This is a genomic window from uncultured Aquimarina sp., assembly GCF_947496855.1.
In the GTDB taxonomy this organism is placed as follows: Bacteria; Bacteroidota; Bacteroidia; order Flavobacteriales; family Flavobacteriaceae; genus Aquimarina.
Window position 1 is genome coordinate 157,151 of record NZ_CANMED010000008.1, and the last position, 22,820, is coordinate 179,970.

The 22,820-nt window shown below is 33.6% G+C and carries 15 protein-coding genes; 9 read left to right on the forward strand and 6 right to left on the reverse strand.

The window, feature by feature from the left end; translation table 11 throughout:
* Window positions 1-212: 212 nt before the first annotated feature.
* The 6 genes from Q0921_RS22215 to Q0921_RS22240 all read right to left on the reverse strand — a co-directional run bounded on the left by Q0921_RS22215 (window position 213) and on the right by Q0921_RS22240 (window position 9,195).
* A complete protein-coding gene (locus Q0921_RS22215) occupies window positions 213-1,598 on the reverse strand; it encodes an alpha-amylase family glycosyl hydrolase (protein ID WP_299260897.1) in 1,386 nt (461 codons plus the stop codon).
* A 30-nt stretch (window positions 1,599-1,628) separates the two neighbouring features.
* Window positions 1,629-3,491: a glycoside hydrolase family 13 protein gene (locus Q0921_RS22220; RefSeq protein ID WP_299260899.1), complete on the reverse strand. Its 1,863-nt coding sequence runs from the start codon at window positions 3,489-3,491 to the stop codon at window positions 1,629-1,631.
* Between the two features lie 113 nt (window positions 3,492-3,604).
* Entirely contained in the window at window positions 3,605-5,911 is a 2,307-nt protein-coding gene (locus Q0921_RS22225) for a glycoside hydrolase family 65 protein (protein ID WP_299260901.1), read from the reverse strand.
* An 86-nt stretch (window positions 5,912-5,997) separates the two neighbouring features.
* Window positions 5,998-6,663, reverse strand: a complete 666-nt coding sequence (gene pgmB / locus Q0921_RS22230) for a beta-phosphoglucomutase (RefSeq protein ID WP_299260903.1) — start codon at window positions 6,661-6,663, stop codon at window positions 5,998-6,000.
* A gap of 7 nt (window positions 6,664-6,670) precedes the next feature.
* Complete coding sequence (locus Q0921_RS22235) at window positions 6,671-8,041, reverse strand: MFS transporter (RefSeq protein WP_299260905.1); 1,371 nt, start codon at window positions 8,039-8,041, stop codon at window positions 6,671-6,673.
* A gap of 131 nt (window positions 8,042-8,172) precedes the next feature.
* Entirely contained in the window at window positions 8,173-9,195 is a 1,023-nt protein-coding gene (locus Q0921_RS22240; RefSeq protein ID WP_299260907.1) for a LacI family DNA-binding transcriptional regulator, read from the reverse strand.
* Between the two features lie 225 nt (window positions 9,196-9,420).
* Here Q0921_RS22240 and Q0921_RS22245 point away from each other — a divergent pair, with 225 nt between their 5' ends.
* The 9 genes from Q0921_RS22245 (at window position 9,421) to Q0921_RS22285 (ending at window position 22,820) form a co-directional block, all read left to right on the forward strand.
* A complete protein-coding gene (locus tag Q0921_RS22245) occupies window positions 9,421-12,360 on the forward strand; it encodes a SusC/RagA family TonB-linked outer membrane protein (protein ID WP_299260909.1) in 2,940 nt (979 codons plus the stop codon).
* A 4-nt stretch (window positions 12,361-12,364) separates the two neighbouring features.
* Window positions 12,365-13,978 carry a RagB/SusD family nutrient uptake outer membrane protein gene (locus tag Q0921_RS22250; RefSeq protein ID WP_299260911.1) on the forward strand — a complete coding sequence of 538 codons (1,614 nt, stop codon included), beginning with the start codon at window positions 12,365-12,367 and terminating at the stop codon, window positions 13,976-13,978.
* A 43-nt stretch (window positions 13,979-14,021) separates the two neighbouring features.
* Window positions 14,022-15,236, forward strand: a complete 1,215-nt coding sequence (locus tag Q0921_RS22255; RefSeq protein WP_299260912.1) for a SusE domain-containing protein — start codon at window positions 14,022-14,024, stop codon at window positions 15,234-15,236.
* 66 nt (window positions 15,237-15,302) lie between these two features.
* A complete protein-coding gene (locus Q0921_RS22260) occupies window positions 15,303-18,089 on the forward strand; it encodes an alpha-amylase family glycosyl hydrolase (protein WP_299260913.1) in 2,787 nt (928 codons plus the stop codon).
* A gap of 355 nt (window positions 18,090-18,444) precedes the next feature.
* A complete protein-coding gene (locus Q0921_RS22265) occupies window positions 18,445-18,666 on the forward strand; it encodes a hypothetical protein (protein ID WP_299260914.1) in 222 nt (73 codons plus the stop codon).
* A 132-nt stretch (window positions 18,667-18,798) separates the two neighbouring features.
* The gene (locus tag Q0921_RS22270; RefSeq protein WP_299260915.1) at window positions 18,799-19,446 is read left to right on the forward strand and encodes a DapH/DapD/GlmU-related protein; all 648 of its coding nucleotides are present in this window, start codon (window positions 18,799-18,801) and stop codon (window positions 19,444-19,446) included.
* Window positions 19,447-19,594: 148 nt separating this feature from the next.
* Complete coding sequence (locus Q0921_RS22275) at window positions 19,595-19,828, forward strand: hypothetical protein (protein ID WP_299260916.1); 234 nt, start codon at window positions 19,595-19,597, stop codon at window positions 19,826-19,828.
* A gap of 95 nt (window positions 19,829-19,923) precedes the next feature.
* A complete protein-coding gene (locus Q0921_RS22280) occupies window positions 19,924-21,195 on the forward strand; it encodes a DUF6734 family protein (protein ID WP_299260917.1) in 1,272 nt (423 codons plus the stop codon).
* 44 nt (window positions 21,196-21,239) lie between these two features.
* The gene (locus tag Q0921_RS22285; RefSeq protein ID WP_299260919.1) at window positions 21,240-22,820 is read left to right on the forward strand and encodes a vitamin K epoxide reductase family protein; all 1,581 of its coding nucleotides are present in this window, start codon (window positions 21,240-21,242) and stop codon (window positions 22,818-22,820) included.

Here is a 22,820-nt window from a genome sequence, read left to right on the forward strand (position 1 = left end):
CACCGTTTAATTAAGGGAATATTCCCTTAATTAACATAGAAATAACATTAAAATAAAAGTTATATCTTTTTATAACCTTCAATTAAAACTCAGTTACCTTACTCATACCCTAAGATTAATCAAATAACCTTTTCACAACTATTTTATAAAAAACAAAAGCAACATATAGTTTTATATATTGCTTTTTGAAATTAAAAATTCTTGAAGTATTTTTATTCCTGAATCAAGATCATATACTGCCAAGGATTTAGCTCATACTCTGTCCCTTTGCTTCTATCAATATACTCTCCTGAAAGGTAGTCTTTAAATTTTCCGTCGTAGTCTGCGGTAAACTTTACGGATTCTTTAGTCATATTGGCAACGAAAACAACTTTATTACTTTCTTTTTCTCTTTTGAACATCAAAACTTTATCATCTGCCGAGGTCTTGATTCTATCATAAGAAGCTGCATTCTTACCTCCATGTAAAGCAGGATTCTCATTTTTTAGCTTTCCTAGTTTCTCATACAACGGAAAGAATACTCCTTTCTTCTTAATAATAGTATCTTTTTCGAAAAAAAGTAATCGCTTATCCATATCATATTCTTGTCCAGAATAAATCAATGGCATTCCCGGTGCTACATACGATAATGCTGCAAATAGTTCTTTAGAATCTCCCATTCTTTCCTGCACTGTACCATTCCAAGAGTTTTCATCATGGTTTGAAGTAAAATTCATTAAAATATCATCGGTAGCATACATTGAATCTATCTGAATCATTCTTTTATCCCAATCTGCTACGGTATTTTCTCCTTTTGCAATATGATTCATTACATGATGTGTATCCCATCCGTATCCCATATCAAATGCGTTCTCCATTAATTCCGGTTCCCAACCTTCAGCCAGCATAAAAACAGGTTTTATTTTCTTAAGTTCGGATGCAGTAGTATCCCAAAAATCAACAGGGACCATTCCTGCTACATCACAACGAAATCCATCAACACCTTCTTCTGTAACCCAATACTTCATAGCATCAAGCATTTCTTTTCTCATATTCTCATTATCGTAGTTAAGATCCGCTACATCAGTCCAATCTGTTCCTACTGTATGTGTAATTTCTCCTTTATCATCCTTAGTATAAAACTCTGGATGTTCTTTTAACCAAACGTGATCCCATCCAGTATGATTTGCAACCCAATCTAATACCACATAAATCCCATTATCATGTGCTGTTTTTACTAATTCCCTGAAATCCTCTATAGTTCCAAATTCTGGATTTACTTTAGTATAGTCTGAAATTGCATAATAACTACCTAGCGACCCCTTACTTTTGGTAGTAGAAATTGGATATATAGGCATCACCCAAAGCACTTTTACTCCCAAATTTTTCAATATAGGAATATCTTTAGTAAACGCTTTGAAAGACCCTTCTTCAGAATACTGACGAATATTTGCTTCGTAAATCACAGCGTTCTCCATCATAGTTCCGCTTACTGGAAGTAATTCTTTACTTACTTCTTCAATAACAGTTTCTACCTTTGCAACTGTTTCTTCTTTTTTTGTCTTTCCGCAGGAAAATACAGCACCCGCTAAAGCAAGACAGAAAATTATTTTTTTCATTATTTTATAATTTAGTTTTTAGTTTTTAGTTTATTGTAATGATATAATCATTGATGTTCTGGCTGGAACTATCATATCCTCAGTGACATCAATTGTACTGTCAGTAAGGATATCTTTTCCTACTTTAAAATCCTTTAACCCTTCTTTAAAACGATTAACATCTAGCTCTTGATCTTCTGAGTTATTATTAATAACAACCATTACACGTTCTTTTTCTGTATATCTAAAATATATGTAGACATTATTAAAAGGTATATATTGTAATAATTTTCCATTATGAACAGCATCACTGTTCTTCCTCCAATTCAGTACTTTTTTAGTAAATCCGTGAAACGCTTCTTCATCTTTAGTTCTTCCTCCAACTTTACTCGAAGCTCCTTCTGTAACAAAAGCACTTCTTTTATCATCAGGCCATCCTCCAGGAAAATCTCTACGAATATCACCATCACCTTTTTTATCACGGTTGCCTAACATTCCTATTTCATCTCCATAATACATTTGCGGAATTCCTCTTGTAGTGAATATCAAGGTCATTGCCATTTTATATTTACTAATATCACTTTGATAGATCTCATTAATCCTATTTGTATCGTGATTACCAGCAAACAGTAGTATATTATTAATATCTGGATACAAGAAGTCATTTGTGAAATTCTCATAAGCTCTAATCATTCCTTTATTCCAAGAATTACCTTCTTCATTAAACATTACCATTACTGCGTCATGCAACGTAAAATCCATCACTGAAGGTAAATGGGAATTATAGTTATCAATAGCTCCAATTTTGCTGTCTTTTTGCCAGTATGCCATTTGTGCTTGGTCATGCATCCACACCTCTCCTACAATATTAAAATTTGGATATTCATCCATAATTGCCTTTGTCCATTTAGCAATTCCATCCTTATCATTATATGAGTATGTATCAACTCTAAAACCATCAAGATCCGCATATTCTACCCACCATATTGCATTCTGTGTAATATAATTAAGAAGTAAAGGATTGCTTTGATTCATATCGGGCATAGTAGTATCAAACCATCCATTCATACACCCTTTAGTATCTATAATTGAAGCGTTTATATCGAATTGTGTTGTCATACGGTAGTTACTTCTTCTAAATCCTTCAGGCCACTGATGTATCCAATCTTTTGTTGGCAGGTCTTTGATCATCCAGTGCTTAGAACCCCAATGATTAGTTACATAATCCATAATTAGTTTCATATCTAATTTATGCATCTCTGAAGCTAATCTTTTATAATCCTCATTGGTACCATATCGTGAATCTATCTTGTAAAGATCGCTTTGTGCATAGGTATGATAAGAATATACGGGTTCGTTATCTTCTAATAAGGGTGTACTCCAAAGTGCAGTCGCTCCCAAATCATTCAAATAATCTAGATGATCAATTACACCCTGAATGTCCCCTCCGTGACGTCCTCCTGGATTAGATCGATCAACTTTTTCTACTGTATCTTCATGAGAATCGTTTGCCATATTACCATTAGCAAAACGGTCTGGCATAATTAAGTACATAACATCACTACTATCGAATCCTTTTCGTTGTGCAGAGCCTTCTTTTCTAGTTTTAAACTCATATGGTTGAGAAAAAACTATTTCATCATTTTCCTTAAAATTTATAACAACTGTTCCTGGCTGAACATCTTCAGTGTCAAGAGTCAAAAAAACATAATTAGGATTCTCTGTCTTAGTTACATCACTAATTGCCATACTATCTATTTCTATATCATACTTGCCTATTTCCTTTCCATAACACATCAATTGTAATTGATTAGATTGCATACCACTCCACCAAAACGGAGGTTCTATTTTATCTATCTGCCCGTAGGTTAATGAAACAAATAACCCAAAAAGCACTATTAACATACTCTTCATAGATCTAATTTTGATTTGTATAATTCGTATTGAACTTTATATTAATTGTATTGAATTAAACACCCCAAAAACAGGAGCTTTTGGGGTGTTTAGTGTCCTATCTGTAAAATGAATTAAACGGTCATTAAACTATTAGGTGAGATCGTAAATTCTTTACCATCTACATATATCAATAACTCGTGTTCACCTTCTAAGTTAAAAGTAGTTCCATCCTGGGAAACATTCACTTTTAGTATACTATTCCTGAAGTTAACATTGAACGTATATCCCTTCCATTCTTTAGGAATTTTAGGAGTAAAAGACAATGCATTATTTTTGACTCTCAAACCTCCGAAACCTTCTACAATACTCATCCAAGTTCCAGCCATACTAGTAATATGAAGACCTTCCTCTACTTCTTTATTATAATCATCAAGATCTAATCTTGAGGTTCTTAGATAAAAAGTATATGCTTGATCCATTCTGTCCAAAGTAGCTGCCTGAATACTATGCACACATGGAGAGAGAGAGGATTCATGAACTGTAAATGGTTCATAAAAATCAAAATGGCGTTCTAATTCTTTTCTAGTAAATTGATCTTCGAACATGTAGAAACCTTGTAAGGTATCAGCTTGCTTTATATATGGAGATCTTAAAATCCTATCCCAACTCCATTTTTGATTAATAGGACGCTGAGAAGCATCGAGATCATCAACTTTAATTAATTCTTTATCTAAAAAACCATCTTGCTGAAGATACACCTGATGTTTTTCTGAATAAGGAAAATACATCTTTTCTGCAACCTCTAGCATTGCACTAATTTCTTTTTGATCTAGTTTAGTCTTTTCTATGATCCTATCATAATCAGCTTTATACTCTGACTTAACTTTTTCTATATTTTCAACACAATAGTCAATACACCACTTTGCTAAATAGTTAGTGTACCAGTTATTGTTAATATTATTTTCATATTCATTAGGTCCCGTAACCCCTAGAATAACGTACTTTTCTTTGTCTGTTGAGAATGTTGCTCTTTGATGCCAAAAACGAGCAATAGCAATCATCACTTCTAATCCCATCTCTGGAATATAGCTGTAATCACCGGTATAGCGCAGATAATTATAAATAGCAAATGTCATCGCACCATTTCGGTGAATTTCTTCGAAGGTAATCTCCCATTCATTATGGCACTCTTCTCCATTCATAGTTACCATTGGATAAAGTGCAGCTCCATTGGTAAATCCTAGTTTTTCAGCATTTTCTATAGCTTTCTCTAAGTGATTATAACGATATTGTAATAAGCTTCGTGCTACGTTTTGGTTTTTGGTAGCCATATAAAAAGGAATACAATATGCTTCGGTATCCCAATAGGTACTTCCTCCATATTTCTCACCGGTAAATCCTTTTGGACCAATATTTAATCTAGCATCTTTACCTAAATAGGTTTGATTTAATTGAAAGATATTAAAACGAATACCTTGCTGTGCCTTTACGTCTCCATCAATCGCTATATCCGCCATTTCCCAGATCTTAGACCAAGCTTTCTTTTGAAGATCTAATAATGCTTCAAAACCTGATTCTGATGCTTGCTTTAATACGGCTGCGTTAGCAGATGCAATATCTTCTTGTTTATGGTTTAGTGAAACGGTATATCCTCCAAACTTATGAATTGCAGCGGTTTTTCCTTTTGCAACTTCTACCTCATAACCAAGACCTGCATAGGTTTTGTTCGTTTCAACCGTTGGGTAAACATCTTGTAATTTTTCGTCGAGATATAATTGATTCAACATTCCTGTACATACATGAAATTCTGTCTTCATTGTTTTAGAAGATATATATGCAGAATTACCTTTATGTGATACTTCGTATGTATCCCAGAATTTATCATCCCAGTTCGTATCCTCATTGGTAATTCCAGAATCTAAATACGGCGTAAATTGAACTACAGCATCTTTATTCACCGGAGTCACTTCATACTTAATAGCACCAACTTCATCTAAATCTAAGCTTAAAAACCTTGTTGATGTAACATTCACTTCGATGTTATTTTGTAAAACTGCATTAAAAGAGCGCTGATACCAACCTTCTTTCATATTAAGTTCCCTACGGAAACTGGATACTGTTTTACATTTATGTAAGTTTAATTTTTCTCCATTAATCTCTACATTAATTCCAATCCAATTAGGAGCATTAAGTACTTTGGCAAAATACTCTGGATACCCATTTTTCCACCAACCTACTCTGGTTTTGTCAGGATAATATACTCCTGCAATATAACTTCCCTGGAAAGTAGGGCCTGTATACGTCTCTTCAAAATTTGCACGCTGCCCCATTGCACCGTTACCTATACTAAAAAGACTTTCTGAGGACTTAACTCTTTCTACATCAAATCCTTCTTCAATTATAGACCAGTTATCTGGTTTAATATAATCCTGATTCATCGGTTCTCTTTTTTTTATTTTTAGTTGTTAGAGGGACTGACCTAAGTATTAAATATTGTATTTACTTAGGTAGTCCTCTATTATTCTCAAACTTTTTCGGTTATCACTAATTGGTTAATAAACTCTTCTGTAATTTCTGTAAAATTATTAAATACATAATCTGCTTCGTGTAAGACATTACCATCTCCGATACCAATACTTACCATATTAGCAATATTAGCAGCCTGAATACCCGCTACAGAATCTTCAAAAACGACACAATCTTTAGGAGCTACTCCTAATTTTTGTGCTCCGATTAAAAACACTTCGGGATCCGGTTTTGCCTTTGAAACATCTGTACCATCTACAATGGTGTGGAATTTCTCTTTCAGTAGTACTTTATCCAAAATAACTCGAGCATTCTTACTAGCAGAACCTAGCGCTATAGCCTGCTCTTTCGTTAAAAGATACTCTAAGATTCTCGGTACGTCTGGAAGAATTTCAGATGTATCCATAGTTTCAATATAATTCAGGTATTCTTCATTCTTTTTAGCCATTAGGGAGGTGAACTCTTCTTTTGAAATGGTTTTATTTCCCCATTCTAAAATTTTCTCTAAAGATCGTATTCGGCTAACTCCTTTTAGTTGTTCATTTTGCGCTTCAGAAAAAGATATATCCAGATCATTGGCTAAATTTTGCCAAGCTAAAAAATGGTATTTTGCTGTGTCTACTATGACACCATCTAGGTCAAATATGAATGCTTTTTTTGTCATTCTAAATTTATTTTGGGTTATATGTTATGGCATCTTTGTTAGTAATCAACAAGTTACAAAAACCTGCAATTATCAAACTAATTCCTGCCACAATCATTGCGTTAATTGTTTCTTCTCCAATGAGCTTATATGCAAAATTAACACCGCCGATGGCGGCTATAATTTGTGGAATTACAATGAACATGTTAAATATCCCCATAATAACTCCCATTTTTTTAGGATCCACTGAGCTCGATAGCATTGCATAAGGCATAGATAAAATACTACCCCAAGCAAAACCTATTAATGTAAAAGAAAGTGCCAACCATTCTGGAGAAGGCACAAAGTACATTGAAATAAATCCGAAACCTCCCAGAATAAGAGATCCCATATGGACAAACTTTCTGTTTATTCTCTTTCTAGATGTATAAAAGGTGAGTATTAAAGCAAATGCCATAGATGACAGTCCATATGTTCCCATATATCTACCTACATCATTTGATGATTTCTGAAAAGCTGTATTTGCCAATTTAAAAGCATTTACAGACTCAGAAACATCCATATTATAAGATGACTCAACAGGTACAGGTGTTTTAAAAACGTGCTCAGTAAGTGCTGGATTCGCTAAACTCCACATGGTAAAAAAAGCAAACCAGCTAAAAAACTGTATCAGTCCTAACTTCTTCATAGTCAAAGGCATATTACCTATATTATTCAAAATATCAGGAATAAACTGATTTTTCTTCTGTTTTTCTCTTTCAAACTCTTCCATATCCTCAGGAGGATATTCAGTAGTAGTAAAAACTGTATACAGAATACTTATTAAAAACACAAAAGCACCTATTGCAAATGCAACTTTCACCGACATTGGGATGACCCCACTAGGAGCAGAATCACTAATCCCCATCTCAGAAACCATCCAAGGTAAATTACTTGCTACCCAGGTACCAATACCTATAATAAGCGTTTGGGTAACAAACCCATACGATCTTTGAGATTCTGGCAACTTATCTGCTACCAAAGCTCTAAAAGGCTCCATTGAAACATTAATAGAAGCGTCAAGGATCCATAAAAACCCAGCCGCAACCCATAAAGCGGGTGAATGAGGAACAATAAATAGAGCAATAGAACTAAGAATGGCTCCAATTAAAAAATACGGTCTTCTTCTTCCCCATCTAGAACTCCAAGTTCTGTCACTCAGATAACCAATTACAGGCTGTACTAATAACCCAGTAAGAGGAGCAGCAATCCATAATAAAGGAATTGCATCCTTTTCTGCACCTAAAGTTTGAAAAATTCTAGACATAAATCCGCCTTGCAGTGCAAAACCGAATTGTATCCCTAGGAAACCGAAACTCATGTTCCATATTTCCCAGAAACTTAGCTTACGCTTGTTCATTAAGTAAATATTTGATTATTACTTGATAAGCGCGTACACTCATCAAAACTTATTTTAGTAGAAAGTGAAAATATAAGTTCTGATAGGGGTCAAATATATTATATTATTTTAAATAAAATAATTTTAGTGTGTTATTTTTTTGTGGATTGTCTTTGGATCAAGCTAGTATCTATAATTACCGTTTTATATTCTTCAGGAACATCTTCTTCTCCTTCAAGCTTATCTATAAGAAGCTTTGCCGCTCTTACACCCATTTCTTCTCCATGCTGACTAATAGTTGTTAAACTAGGGATAAAATGCTTGGATAATATACCATCTGTAAACCCTACAATAGACACATCATCAGGTATTTTTTTACCTTGTTCATTTAAAACTCTTGCAGCTGTTACTGCAAACAATTCATTTACGGCAAAAATAGCATCCACATCCTTATCTTCCAGAAAATCTGAAATTTCCGATTCACAATTATCAATATCCTCTATTTTTAGAATATAGTCTTCGCTAGCAGTAATATCGTAAGCTCTTAGCGCTCTTAAATATCCATTAGTTCGAAGCTTCCCTACACTTATGTAGTCTACAGTAGTAAGAATAGCAATCTTTTTACACCCTAAAGACAATAGATGATTGGTAGCGGTCTGGGCGCCTTTTCCGTCATCAATAATCACCTTGTCACATACAAGTTCATCGATAATCCTATCAAAAAGTACGACAGGCATTCCTTGACTCATAGTCTCTTCTATATGATGATAATCTTTCTTTTGTTGTGTTTCCTTAGCCACAGATAAAATAAAACCATCTGCGCTTCCGCTGGCTAACATTTCCAAGTTAATTACTTCTTTATCAAAGGAATTGTTCGAAGAGCATATAATAACATTATAGCCTTTTTCATTGGCAACCTTCTCTACACCTCCAATTACCGTAGTAAAAAAATGATGGACAATTTCAGGAATTATAACTCCAATCGTTTTTGTTTTTCTGTTTTTCAGGCTAAGTGCAATGTTGTTAGGCTTATAGTTATACAACTTAGCGAAAGCTTTGACCTTTTGTCGAGTATCCAAACTTATCTCTACACTATCCTTTAATGCTTTTGATACGGTTGAGATAGATACATCTAGTTCTTTTGCTATTTGCTTTAACGTAACTTTTTGCTTCATTTCCCTTGAATTTTAATTAAAAGTTAAATTTTGATGCGAAAATATGCGATATGATCACAAATCCCCTTAAAATTTTAACAGAATTTTAAAAGTTATTCACACGCAAACGTTTTCGTAAGGTTACGGCTACACCGTAGCTCAAATTTAACATAGATTTTACATACATTGGCTTTCAGAAAGTGAGAATATAAGGCTAAAAACAATTAAAAACTAATTTAAATTTATATGAAAACATTTACTAAAAGCGCATTGTTTTTATTGTGGTTGATACCAATGAGCTTTTTTGCACAGTCATCAGTAAGTGGTACTGTTACTGATGCTGGAAATGGTCAACCGATTCCCGGTGTTAATATCATTATAAAGGGAACAACAAACGGAACTTCATCAGATTTTGATGGAAATTACGTTTTAAACGGAGTGAACAATGGAGACATTGTTGAGTTTTCTTATGTGGGTTTTATACCTCAAGAATTTACGTATTCCGGAAACGAGAGAATTGATGTTGCATTGCAAGAAGATTCAGCAGAACTAGAACAGGTAGTAGTCATTGGTTATGGTGCTGCCAGAAAGAAGGACTTAACAGGTTCTGTAAGTACAGTAACTGCTGATGATTTTAACAGTGGTAATATTGTGTCCCCAGAAAACCTTTTAAATGGTCGTGTGGCTGGTTTAGTCATTAACACACCAGGAGATCCAGGAGGAAATTCTAATATTCGTATTAGAGGTGGAGGTTCATTAAATGCTTCTAACGATCCACTTATCGTAGTAGATGGTCTTCCGTTAAGTAATGAAAATGCGAAAGGAGCAAGATCTATACTCTCAACAATTAATCCAAATAACATTAAATCTTTTACGGTATTAAAAGATGCATCTGCAACTGCTATCTACGGAAATAGAGCTTCTGCAGGGGTTATTATTATTGAAACTATCAAAGGGAGTAAAGGATTAAAAGTAGATTACAACTTCCAGAGTGGTTTATTTACCTTGCCTAAAACTATAGATGTTTTTTCTGCAGATGAGTACCGAGCTTTAATAGCAGAAAGAAGACCTCAGGATATTGGGCTATTAGGTAATGCCAACACAGATTGGCAAGAAGAAATATATAAAAGCGTAGTTTCTACGGACAATAATCTCTCTGTTAGAGGATCACTATTCGATGTTCTTCCTGTAAGATTATCTCTTGGGCATTTAGACCAGCCAGGATTAAGGTTAACGAGTGAGTTCGAAAGAAGTTCAGCTTCTTTAGTTCTGAACCCAACATTACTTAACGGTAGTTTAAAAATAAACTTGAATGCTAATGCTTCTTGGGAGAAAAACAGATTCGCAGGTGGTCAAGAAAGAGCTGCTATCCGTTTTAACCCAACACTACCTGTGTATGATCCAACTTCGCCTTTTGGAGGTTTTACGGAATATTTTACCGACGATGGTAGTGGTAATATAACTCCTCTTAATGGAACTAGAAACCCGGTTGCTGCTTTATTACAACGAGAGAATCGTAGTGAAGTTCAACGAATTTACGGTAACTTTAAAGTAAGTTATGCTTTGCCTTCATTCCCAGAATTAACCGGTACGGTTAATGTTGGTTTTGACGAAACAGATAGTGAAGAATTTAATGAGTTATCCAGAAAAAGTATTGGGGGTCAACAATTAAATGATAATACATTTGATGGGTCGAGAACAGATGAAACTCAATATAGAAAAAACACTCTTTTTGATGGGTTTCTAAACTATAAGAAAGATATAGGTAGTCTTGGTTTAGATGTAACCGGTGGTTACTCCTATCAAAAATTCGAAGTAGAAGGATTTAACACTTTTGAGCAAAGAGGTGATAATGCTGGTAATACTCCAGATGTATCCACAGATCCTAATCTGGTGCTTCTAGCTTTCTTTGGTAGAGCCAATTTCTCTATAAATGACAAGTATTTACTTACGTTATCGTATAGAAGAGATGGTACTTCTAGATTTAGTGAAGAAAATAGATGGGGTAATTTCCCAGCAGCGGCATTTGCCTGGAACATTTCTGACGAAAACTTTATGGCCGACTCTAACTTATTTAGTAATCTTAAACTACGATTAGGATATGGTGTTACAGGACAGCAGGATATAGGTGGTAGTAAACTATCGTTTGCTTCTAGTGTGGTAAACGGTCAACCTACCTCTCAATACATTATTAATGGTCAATTAGTAACTGTTACAGTGCCTACTGGTATAAATCCTAATTTAACCTGGGAAACTGCTACAACCTATAATGCAGGTCTTGATTTTGGTTTTTTTAACGGAAGAATCAATGGATCTATAGATGTGTTTAAGAAAGAAACTACTGATCTTTTAGTAGATGCTCCTGTAGCTGATGGTAGTAACTTTACGAATGCTATCGAACAAAATGTAGGAGACTTACTAACAGAAGGAATTGAATTCTCTGTAGATGCAGCCATTATTGACAGAAAAAATTTTTCCTGGAATATAAACTATAATATTGCGTATCTAGATCAAGAAATAGAGTCATTAGCACTTGGTGCAGATATCCTAGTGGGTGGTATCGGTGGTGGAACAGGAGGTAATGCTCAAGTACATCGTGAAGGTTTTGCTCCTAATTCATTTTTTGCATTCAAACAAGTCTATGATGCTAATGGAGCTCCGATAGAAGGTGCTTTTGTAGATCTAAATGGAGATAATGTCATCAATGATTTGGATAGATATATTTATAGAAACCCCGTTGCAGATGTTACTATGGGTTTTCAATCAAATTTAAATTATAAAGGGTTTGATTTTTCTTTTAACTTAAGAGCAAGTCTAGGAAATTATCTATATAATAATGTAGACTCTTCGTTAGGTCAGTTTAACCTGTTATCAGATGAAACTCAAATAGGTAATTTACCAACTTCAGTATTAAATAACAACTTTAATAGTACTGCAGGAAACAACATTGTATCAGACATATTTATAGAAAACGCTTCATTTTTAAGAATGGATAACGTAACTTTAGGATATACCTTCAATAAATTTTTAGGAGAGACTTCTTCTTTTAGGCTATGGACAGGAGTACAAAATGTATTTGTTATAACAGAATACAGTGGTCTTGATCCTGAAGTATTTAACGGAATTGACGATACAATCTATCCAAGACCACGAACATTCCTAATGGGTGCTAATGTAAAATTTTAATGCTATGAAAATGAATTTTAAAACAAATTATTTCAAGCATCTTGTATTGATGGCAGCTGTTATCTTTATGAATGCTTGTACGGATGACCTGAATCAATCATTACTTGATGACGATTCTTCTGCAACTGAAGATTTTTATGCAGATCCGGCATCTTATCAGCAAGCTTTGGCTGGTATTTATGGAAACTTAACACTCACAGGTTCTAATGGACCTACATCTTCTAACCTAGATGGAGTTGATGCTGGTACGAGTCAATATGGACGTGGTTTAATGAATCTAAATACGTTTTCTACTGATGAAATCGTTTGGTCTTACATCAACGATGAAGCAGGAAATGTACACGAAATTCAGATACACAGATGGTCAGCGCAAAACACCATTGTAAGAGGGTTCTTTAGTAGAGTTATGTTCTCTGTTGCGTTAGTAAACGATTACCTTCGTCAGACTACGGATGCTCAATTGGATGCTAGAGGAGTTTCTAGTGAGTTAAAAGCTGAGATTGCTACATTTAGAAGTGAAGCTCGATTATTAAGAGCACTTGCCTACTATCATATGTTAGACACTTTCGGAAAAGCACCGTTTATTACAGAAAATGATCCTATTGGAAATTTTGCAGCTCCTCAATATGATAACAACCAACTTTTTACATTTATAGAAACGGAATTAAATGAGATTGAATCTAGTTTAGTGGAGCCAAGACAAAATGTAATCGGAAGAGCTGATAAAGCTCTGGCATGGATGATTCTTGCCAAAATGTATTTGAACTCTGAAGTTTATATTAGCGTTAATAATTATAATAAGTGTATTGATTATACCAATCAAATTATTAGTAGCGGATACACCTTAGCGGATAATTACAAAAACCTTTTTAGAGGCGATAACGATGTAAATCAAGCAGCGAACGAAATTATATTTTCAATTATTTCTGATGGACAGTTTGTACAAAACTTTGGTCCTACCACAGTAATGACCAATGGTGCTGTAGGAAGTATCGAACAAAACGGTGATAACCTTGGTGTAACTACCGGTGGATGGTCTGGAGCCATTAGAATATCTCCTCAGTTTGCTGAAAAATTTGATGGTGATGACTTCATAGATGATGACAGAAATACCATTATTAAAGATCGTAGAACTGCCAACATACTAGATGTAGAAAACAGAGATCAAGGGTATGTATTGGAAAAATACTCTAACCTTACATCTACTGGTGAACCAGGGTCTGACCTTACGTTCTCCGATGTCGATTTCCCTATGTTTAGGTTAGGTGATGTGTATTTAATGTATGCAGAAGCTACCCTAAGAGGTGGTGGAGGTGATGATATGACTGCCTTAGGATATATTAATGATTTGAGAGATAGAGCAAATGCTCCAAATATAGCTTTAGGAGACATGACCTTGGATTTTATCATCGATGAAAGAGCAAGAGAATTATATTGGGAACTTCATAGAAGACAGGATTTAAGAAGATTCGGCCTTTACAGTGGAGGGGCATATAACTGGTCTCTAAAAGGGAATTCCCCAAGCGGAATCGCAATACCAGCGTTTAGAGAATTATATCCTATACCTTTTGCCAGTTTATCCGCAAATCCAAATCTTACCCAGAACGAAGGGTATTAATAAACACATTCTAAAAAAAATCATAAAGTAAAATAGTTACAAAATGAAAAAAATATCAATATTATTATTAGCATTTGTTACTGTAATCAGTTTCAATGCTTGTACAGACGACGATCAATTAGTATTCACTGCACAACCTGATCCAGAAGGAGTTAGTTTTATTAATACATTTTCTTCTCAATATGTATTAACTGATGAAACAGCTAGTAATCTTGCAGAAAGATTTGTTTGGGAATCTCCAGACTTTGGCGCAGATACTCCAGTTACTTATGAATTACAAGGTTCTATTACTTCTACTTTTGATGACATTCAGGTTTTAGGGAGTACACAAGAAAACAACATACCTATTACTGTGTCTAGAATGATTGAATTCGCTAATTCTGCAGGATTAGATAACGACCCAGAAACATCTACTATAGATGAAAATGGAGATCCAGTATTAGATTCAGATGGAGAGCCAATTCCTAATAATGCAGGAGAGCTTTTCCTAAGATTAAGAGCTACTGTTGGATCACAGGGTGGAGAAGAAATTCTTTCTGATGTTCAATCCATCGTTGTTTCTCTACCAGAACCTGTAGTAGAGGAAGTAGAATTTCCTAAATTATATGTAGTTGGAAGCTTCTTAGAAGCAAGTGGATATGGTCCGAACTGGACTGCTTCTGAAAATGCACCAGCTATTATGGCTAGAGACGAAGTAGACACGCAGTATGAAGGTTTTGTCTTCTTTAACGATGCAGCTGCTAATTATAAATTCTTACCTACTACAACTAGTTTTGATGGAGATTATGGTGATGCTGGAGCTAGTGGTGGATCTTACACTGAAATTTTAGTTCAAGAAGGTGAAGTAGATTGTGGTTTACCTGCTGGTTCTGTTGCTGGGTATTATTTAGTAAAAGCCGATCTTACTGATGAGATGAATATTACTTATAGCGTAGAACCTGCAGAATGGGCAATTGTTGGTGGTGCTACTCCACTTGGATGGCCTGCTGGCGGAACCGAAGGTGTGCCTGGAAACGACCATGATATGACTTATGATGCTGCAACACAAGTATGGACGATCACCATTAATCTTACTGCTGGAGAATTTAAATTTAGAGCAAATGATGATTGGGCATTGAACTTAGGAGGAGATGCTGGAAATGATGGGTCTATGGACTTTAACGGACCTAATTTATCCGTTGATGCTGATGGTACGTACGTGGTTACTCTTGATTTAAGTAGTCCAAGAGGATATTCTTATTCCGCAGTATTACAATAATCAAAAACAAATATGAAAAGGCTGTTATTAGATATAACAGCCTTTTTGCTTTAAATACATAACGTCATGAAAAAATTTACTTTAATGTTTCTGTTCTTTCTAGGACTGATGATATCCAATGCACAACAGCAAAATGCGACTTTTACCATTGACCCTCCCGCGTTTAATGAGGGGGATGAGATTACTATTACTGTATCTGGTGTAGATCTTAGTATTTGGGGAACAACAGATCTGTATTTATGGGCTTGGTACTTTGATAGTCCAACGGCAACAGCCGCTATCAATTCTCCTAATAATGGAGATTGGACAGATTCGTCGAATAGTGCTCAACCACAAATATTTACCGATAACGGAAACGGCACATATTCTATTACCTTAACACCGACAACTTTTTATGGTGCTACAGGAATTGATCGAATCGGCATGTTAGCCAAAGCTCAGGATGGTACAGGAGATAATAAAACTCAAGACAATATAGTCGACGTTGGTATCTTTCAGCTGACTTTAGATGCACCTACAGAATCTGTAACTATTATTGATAGTGGAAACGACTTAACAATTACTGCGACTACAACCTTAAATGCAGACTTCGAGCTTTTTGCTAACGGTGCTTCTGTTGATATACAATCTGGTATTACTAACTACACTACTAACTATACTATTACCGAAGGTGTAAGTTTCGAACTTATGGCAACAGAATCAGGAACTTCTAATTCTTTATCAGAGACTTTCTCTGCTATTACAACTCCTGTTAATAATGAAGCGCCTTTACCAATGGGGATGAAAGACGGACTAAATCTAGATGGAACTTCTGCTACTTTAGTGCTGTATGCACCTGGAAAAAACTTTGTCCATGTAAAAGGAAATTTTAACGGAAATGACTGGTCTCTTGATAATACGTATCTGTTAAATAAAGATAGTGCCCAAGATCGATTCTGGATTACATTAGACAACTTGACAAACAATACCGATATATTATATCAATATGTGGTGGATGCATCTATTTCTGTTGCTGACCCCTACTCTACCCTAATATTATCAGAATTTAATGATGGTTTTATTGACGATACTACATTTCCTAACTTACCAGACTATCCTACAGGTAAAACTAATGATGCGGTATCCTGGTTTAAAACTGGTGAAGCTGAATACGTATGGCAAACAACGAATTTCCAAAGACCTGAAGTTACTGATTTAGTAATTTATGAATTATTGATTCGTGATTTTGACGCTTTACATTCATTTGATGCAATGAAAGCAAGACTTGATTATTTACAAGATTTAGGGATTAATGCTATCGAATTAATGCCAGTTTCAGAATTTGATGGAAACAATAGCTGGGGTTACAATCCTTCTTTCCATATGGCATTAGATAAATATTATGGTACTCCTACAGCGTTTAAACAATTTGTAGATGAATGTCACGCTAGAGGAATTGCCGTAATACTCGATGTGGTATATAATCACGCTACGGGTCAAAATCCATACTATAGAATGTGGAACGACTGTAATGGGTGTTATAATGGTCAAGCAACTGCGGCAAATCCTATATTTAGGCAAACTGATTCCAATCCAACTTTTTCGTTCTTTAATGACATCGATCACGAATCTACAGCTACAGAAGATTATATAGACAGGTTGAATGAATACTGGCTAACCGAATACAATGTAGATGGATACAGATTTGATTTTACCAAAGGATTTACAAATACCATTGGTGATGGAGGTGGTTTTGATCAGAGTCGTATCGATATATTAACCCGAATGAATACAGCTATACAAGCTGTAGACCCCAGTGCTTATGTAATTTTAGAACATTTCGCCCCTAATACCGAAGAAACTTTGCTAATTAATGAAGGTATGCTCGTTTGGGGAAATAGCAACTTTAATTATAATCAGGCGACTATGGGTTATGGTGATTCTAATTTCCAATCAGTGTCCTATCTATCACGTGGTTGGACGACTCCATCTAATGTTAGTTATATGGAAAGCCATGATGAAGAACGATTAATGTACAAAAATGTTCAGTTTGGTAATGACACTAGCGCACCAACTTATGATGTAACAAATTTATCTACTGCATTAGACAGAGTAGAACTTGCAGGAGCATTTTATTTCACAATTCCTGGTCCAAAAATGATCTGGCAATTTGGTGAATTAGGATATGGGTTTAGTATCAATAGATGCGAAGATAGTACTATTGATGAATCATGTAGAACTAGTCCTAAACCTATTCGTTGGGATTATCTAAATGTTACTGATAGAACTGATATATATGATGTATATACTAAATTGATTAGATTAAAGTTGAATGAGAAGATATTTAAAACCAATAATTTTACATTATCTGTAGCTTCTGCTACTTCAAAAAAGATTCAACTTACAGATGATTCAGCGACAGGAGATGAAGTTAAGTATGTTACAATTATCGGTAATTTTGATGTTGAACCTATTGATATCAATCCTACTTTCCAAGAAACTGGTACTTGGTATGATTTATTAAGTGACACTGGTGAATCAATCACTGTAACGGATGTAAATGCTCTTATTACATTACAACCAGGTGAATTTAAGGTGTTCGGAAATCAAGAATCTGTTACTTTAGGTGTTCAGGATTTTATTAAGGGTAATAGCTTTAATGCATATCCCAATCCAGCACAAACGGCTTTTAGTATTGATGAATCCGTACAAAAGGTATCCGTATATACGATTACAGGATCCTTAGCCAAAAAATTCGAAGGTGATTTCCAACCAGGAACAACTTTTGAAATCGGAGAACTATCTAGGGGCTTGTACTTGGTACAAATCCAAAACGAAAAAGGAATAGCCACTACTAAACTTAGTTTGAACTAAAGTGTTATAACTTTAGTTATTCTTTTATTTAAAGGGAGTATTCTTTAGAATACTCCCTTTTTTCTTTTTATAAATTTCAAATTATTAAGTTTAGTTTTATAATATATCGGAGAACTTCTAATTATCTGAATCTAAAAAAAAGCTTACTATTTTAAACATTAAATAATATTTAGTAAAGAGTCTTCATAGTTCTAATCATAGGCTTCAATTAGATCTGAAACTAAACAGAGAATTTATTCTTAAATAAAACATAAAATAAATGTTTTATCAACACTACAACGTTGTAGCTGATGCAATCTTGATGATCAAACCTGTAGATTAACTATCTTATTAAAAATCTTAAAATCCTAATAAAATGAAAAAAGACATTTTAAAAAACATCAGAAAAATTGTCCTAACCAAAAAAGAAAAACAAACAATTATAGGTGGTTATAGTGGCCCTTTTACAGGTAATTGCTCTTTTATTTGTTGTGGAGGAAGTCAAAATCAATTGAATCGAATTTCAAATCCTTGCGACTCTAGACCATTGTATGTTTATAGACCTAATCCTAGTTTACATTGCGTATCCACCTGTTAGATTATTTATCAACTAAAAGTATTAAAGGCTGTTTATAATAATCAGCCTTTTTTGTTTCTTTTTTATGAGAATACAAAGCTATTGTTTCTTATACAATGATGATAAATCTAAAGTCGAAATATTATTAATCGTATGATAAAAACCTTCAAAAATTTATTCAATAAAAAAAGATATAGCCCAATACAACCAAATGATGTTATTATTGGAAATAATAACATCATTGAAAAACAAAGCGATTATCTATTTCATCTTAATATTACCATAAATGGCAACGACAATAAAATATTGATAAGAAAGGATTGTAATATTTCTAATATCGTTATTAATATTCAAGGGGATAATCATTACTTAGAAATAGGATCAGGATGTAGAATAAGTGGAGGGATGTTTTGGTTAGAACATACTAATTGCAAAATTATCATAGGAGCAAAAACCACTATTGAATGGGCTCATCTCGCAGCTACAGAAGATAATAGCTGTATTATAATTGGAGAAGATTGTATGCTCTCTGATAACATCTCCATACGCACTAGCGATTCGCATAGCATAATTGATCTAGAGAGCAACAAAAGAATTAATAAAGCAAAAAACGTTAGCATAGGAGATCATGTATGGCTTGGAGCACATGTCAAAATCCTTAAAGGTGTAAACATAGGTAATAACAGTGTTATAAGCATGGGAGCAATAGTCACAAAAGATATTTCTAATAATTCAATAGCAACGGGGATTCCTGCTAGAGTTATCAAAAAAAACACTAATTGGATGAGGGAATTACTATAATTTTATTAAAAAAATCACAAAGTGATATTTATTATCAACACTACAACGTTTACGTGATATTTCCCCACACAACATATTACGGTTTAATCGTATTATAGAGTAATAGTTTGTTATACAAATCATTATTAATTTTAAAAACAATGTTATTATGAAAAAAGACATTTTGAAAAAGATCAAAGCGTCAGTACTTTCTAAGAAAGAAACTAAAACCATCGTAGGAGGATATGACGGATCCTTTGGTGCAGGAAATTGTTCATTTATCATCTGTGGAGGTAATCAAAACAAAGCTGGACGTGCCTACAAACCTGGTTGCCCTACCTCCAACGGAAGCTGGAGCCTTTATGTGTACAGACCAAATCCATCTTTATACTGTTGGGGATAATTAAAATGTATCAAAAAGCAAAGACTCTTCTGTTGAAGGGTCTTTAGTTTTTAAAAAAGATAAAAGTCTACAAACATCAGCAAGAAAATAAAAAAATGAAGGTAATACAAAGTTTCTGGTCAAAACCAAGTAATAATAAATCTGAAGATCCTAACTCTAGATATAAAGGTGGGTGGCTACATCAAAAATATGCCTTTTACAGTCAAGCGCTAAGCTGTCTTACCTTTAAACAATTTTACGATCAAGTAGAGTTGTATACTGATACAGACGGTAAACACTTACTAATAGATATTTTAGGCATTCCATATACCAATGTACATATTACTCTTAATCAAATAGATAAATACAATTCTAAACTATGGGCTTTAGGAAAAATATTTACTTACGCAGAACAGAATGAACCTTTTATGCATTGTGATTCTGATGTATTTATCTGGAAAAAATTACCGGAAACTCTTACTACTTCGCCCCTTTTTGCTCAAAATGTTGAAATAAATTTCCCAGCATATGAAGAAGCTCTCAATGATGTTTTTATCAATTTTGATTGGATACCCACAGAATTAATCAATTCATTATATAAAAATAAAGAAATACACGCGCTCAACGCAGGAATAATTGGAGGACAAGAAATTAACTTTTTTAAAAAACTAAAGGAACAAGTCTTTCAATTCATAGAAAAAAATGAACATCTGCTTGACAAAATTGATGTGGGGATTTTCAATACGATATTCGAACAACAATTAGCGCTCGCTATTGCTGAAAAAAATAGTATTCCAATATCATATTATTTAGAAAATGTAGATTCTGATTTCTCAAAAGTTATCAATTTCCATACTGTACCTTTTCAATCTCAATATGTACATTGTATTGGATACGCTAAAAAATCAATTTTTGCTTGTGAACAAGTTGAGGCTAGATTAAAATATCATTTTCCCGAGTTTTACAGAGCACTTAATAATAGACTCCTTAAATATTTTGATGAAAACTCTTTTAAGAGTGATATAAGTCCTAAAAGAATGGATTTTCTATTTAATATGTATGATTGGTTGTCTAATAAATCTGTTGATGATATTAGTAATACGACTTTTAAACTGAACCCTTCTTGTAAAATAATTGAAGAAAATAACTCCTATTTCTTAGAACATATAGTGCCACAAACAAATAATTTACAAAGAGAAGAGCTTAAAGATTGGAGCATCATCTTGTTGTACTTTGAAGAACCCACAACTATTAATCAGCTATATAGAGATTTATCCGAAGACCAATCTTTCCTTGAAAATACTAATAAAGAAGAATTGAAAGAAAAACTTATTTCTTTTGTTATGGATAAAACAATATTATTAGAAATTCTAATACCTAACATATAAGTAATTCATAAATATTAGTCATCAAATTAAAACAATTGCTTATTGTGAAAGACGCGGTCATACATCTACTATACAAATTCTTAAAAAAACATAAGGTTTCTATAGATGAACAGGAAATTAGATTTCAACTACTAAGTCATCCCACTTATCCCAGTTTACACGCAATTACTGGTGTCTTAGATCATTTTGCTATTGATAATATTCCAGCTACGGTAGCAACAGACCAAGAAACATTATCTCAACTTGGGGCCTATTTTTTTACTCAAATTCAAAATGATACTGGAGAACATTTTGTGATTTTCGAAAAAAAAAAGGAACAAATACATTTAGTTTTTAGTAAAGAATATACCCAAACACTTAAAGTAGAAGAGTTTTTGAAAATTTGGACAGGTGTAATTCTTATTTTAGATACTGAAGAAACGCTTGAAGAGGTTTCTATTAAAAATTTCAATTTAAAAACTTTAGGTATATTTATATTAGGCTGTATTTTCTTAGTAAGTCTAATTATTAAAAGACCGTTGTTATCAGAGATTATATATTTGGTTTCTACATTATTAGGACTCCTAATAAGTATCTTCATAGTTATTAAAGATCTAGGGTTTCATTCTAATTCTTTAGATCGTTTTTGTTCATACGTCCATAAAACTAATAGCTGTGATACCGTATTAAAATCTAATGGAGGCACCTTATTTACAAAGATAAAACCAAGTGATGCGGGGTTCATTTATTTTAACTCCTTACTACTATCATCTGCTTTCTTATTATTGACCGACAAATCATTTTCCATACTATATCTTATCAGTCTCATAGTCATACCTATTACCATATACTCTATAATTTATCAATATCTTGTTATCAAAAATTGGTGTTTTTTATGTATTGGAATTATAGCGACTATCTGGTTACAACTAATACCCTTTTTATTAGAAAGAGTGAGTATATCAAATATTCATATCTCAGAAATTACCATAATAACAACTTGTTTTTTAATTCTATCGTTACTATGGATGCACATAAAAACTTTGATAAAAAAACAAAATGAACTACATAATATAAAAATCGAACACTTAAAGTTTAAAAGAAATTATACTCTTTTTAACACACTGCTTTCGGAGTCTGAAATACTACCAACTAAACTTTTAGATAAAAAAGAAATAATTCTGGGTAACAAAACTGAAAAATCGAAACTATCAATTGTAATAATCACAAATCCTTTATGTGGTCATTGCAAAGAAGTCCATCAATTAATCGATAATATATTGAAGAGCTATAAAAAAGAAGTACAAGTTATCATACGTTTTAATATACCGAACATTGATCCAGACAATGAAAGTACAAAAATAGCTGCACGTCTTACTGAAGTATTTAACGACGAAGGAGAAGAAAGATGCAAACTTGCTATGAACGAGATTTACACTTCTAGTTCACCTAATGATTGGCTAAAAACGTATGGAAATTTCAATAACGATAATTACTTAAGCTTGCTTAAAATACAGCATCAATGGTGTGTAACCTATGATAAAAACTTTACTCCTGAGATATTATTAAACGGGAAATCTTATCCTAATGCGTATAATAGAAAAGAATTACTTTACTTTGTAGAAGATCTTATTACACAAAATTAA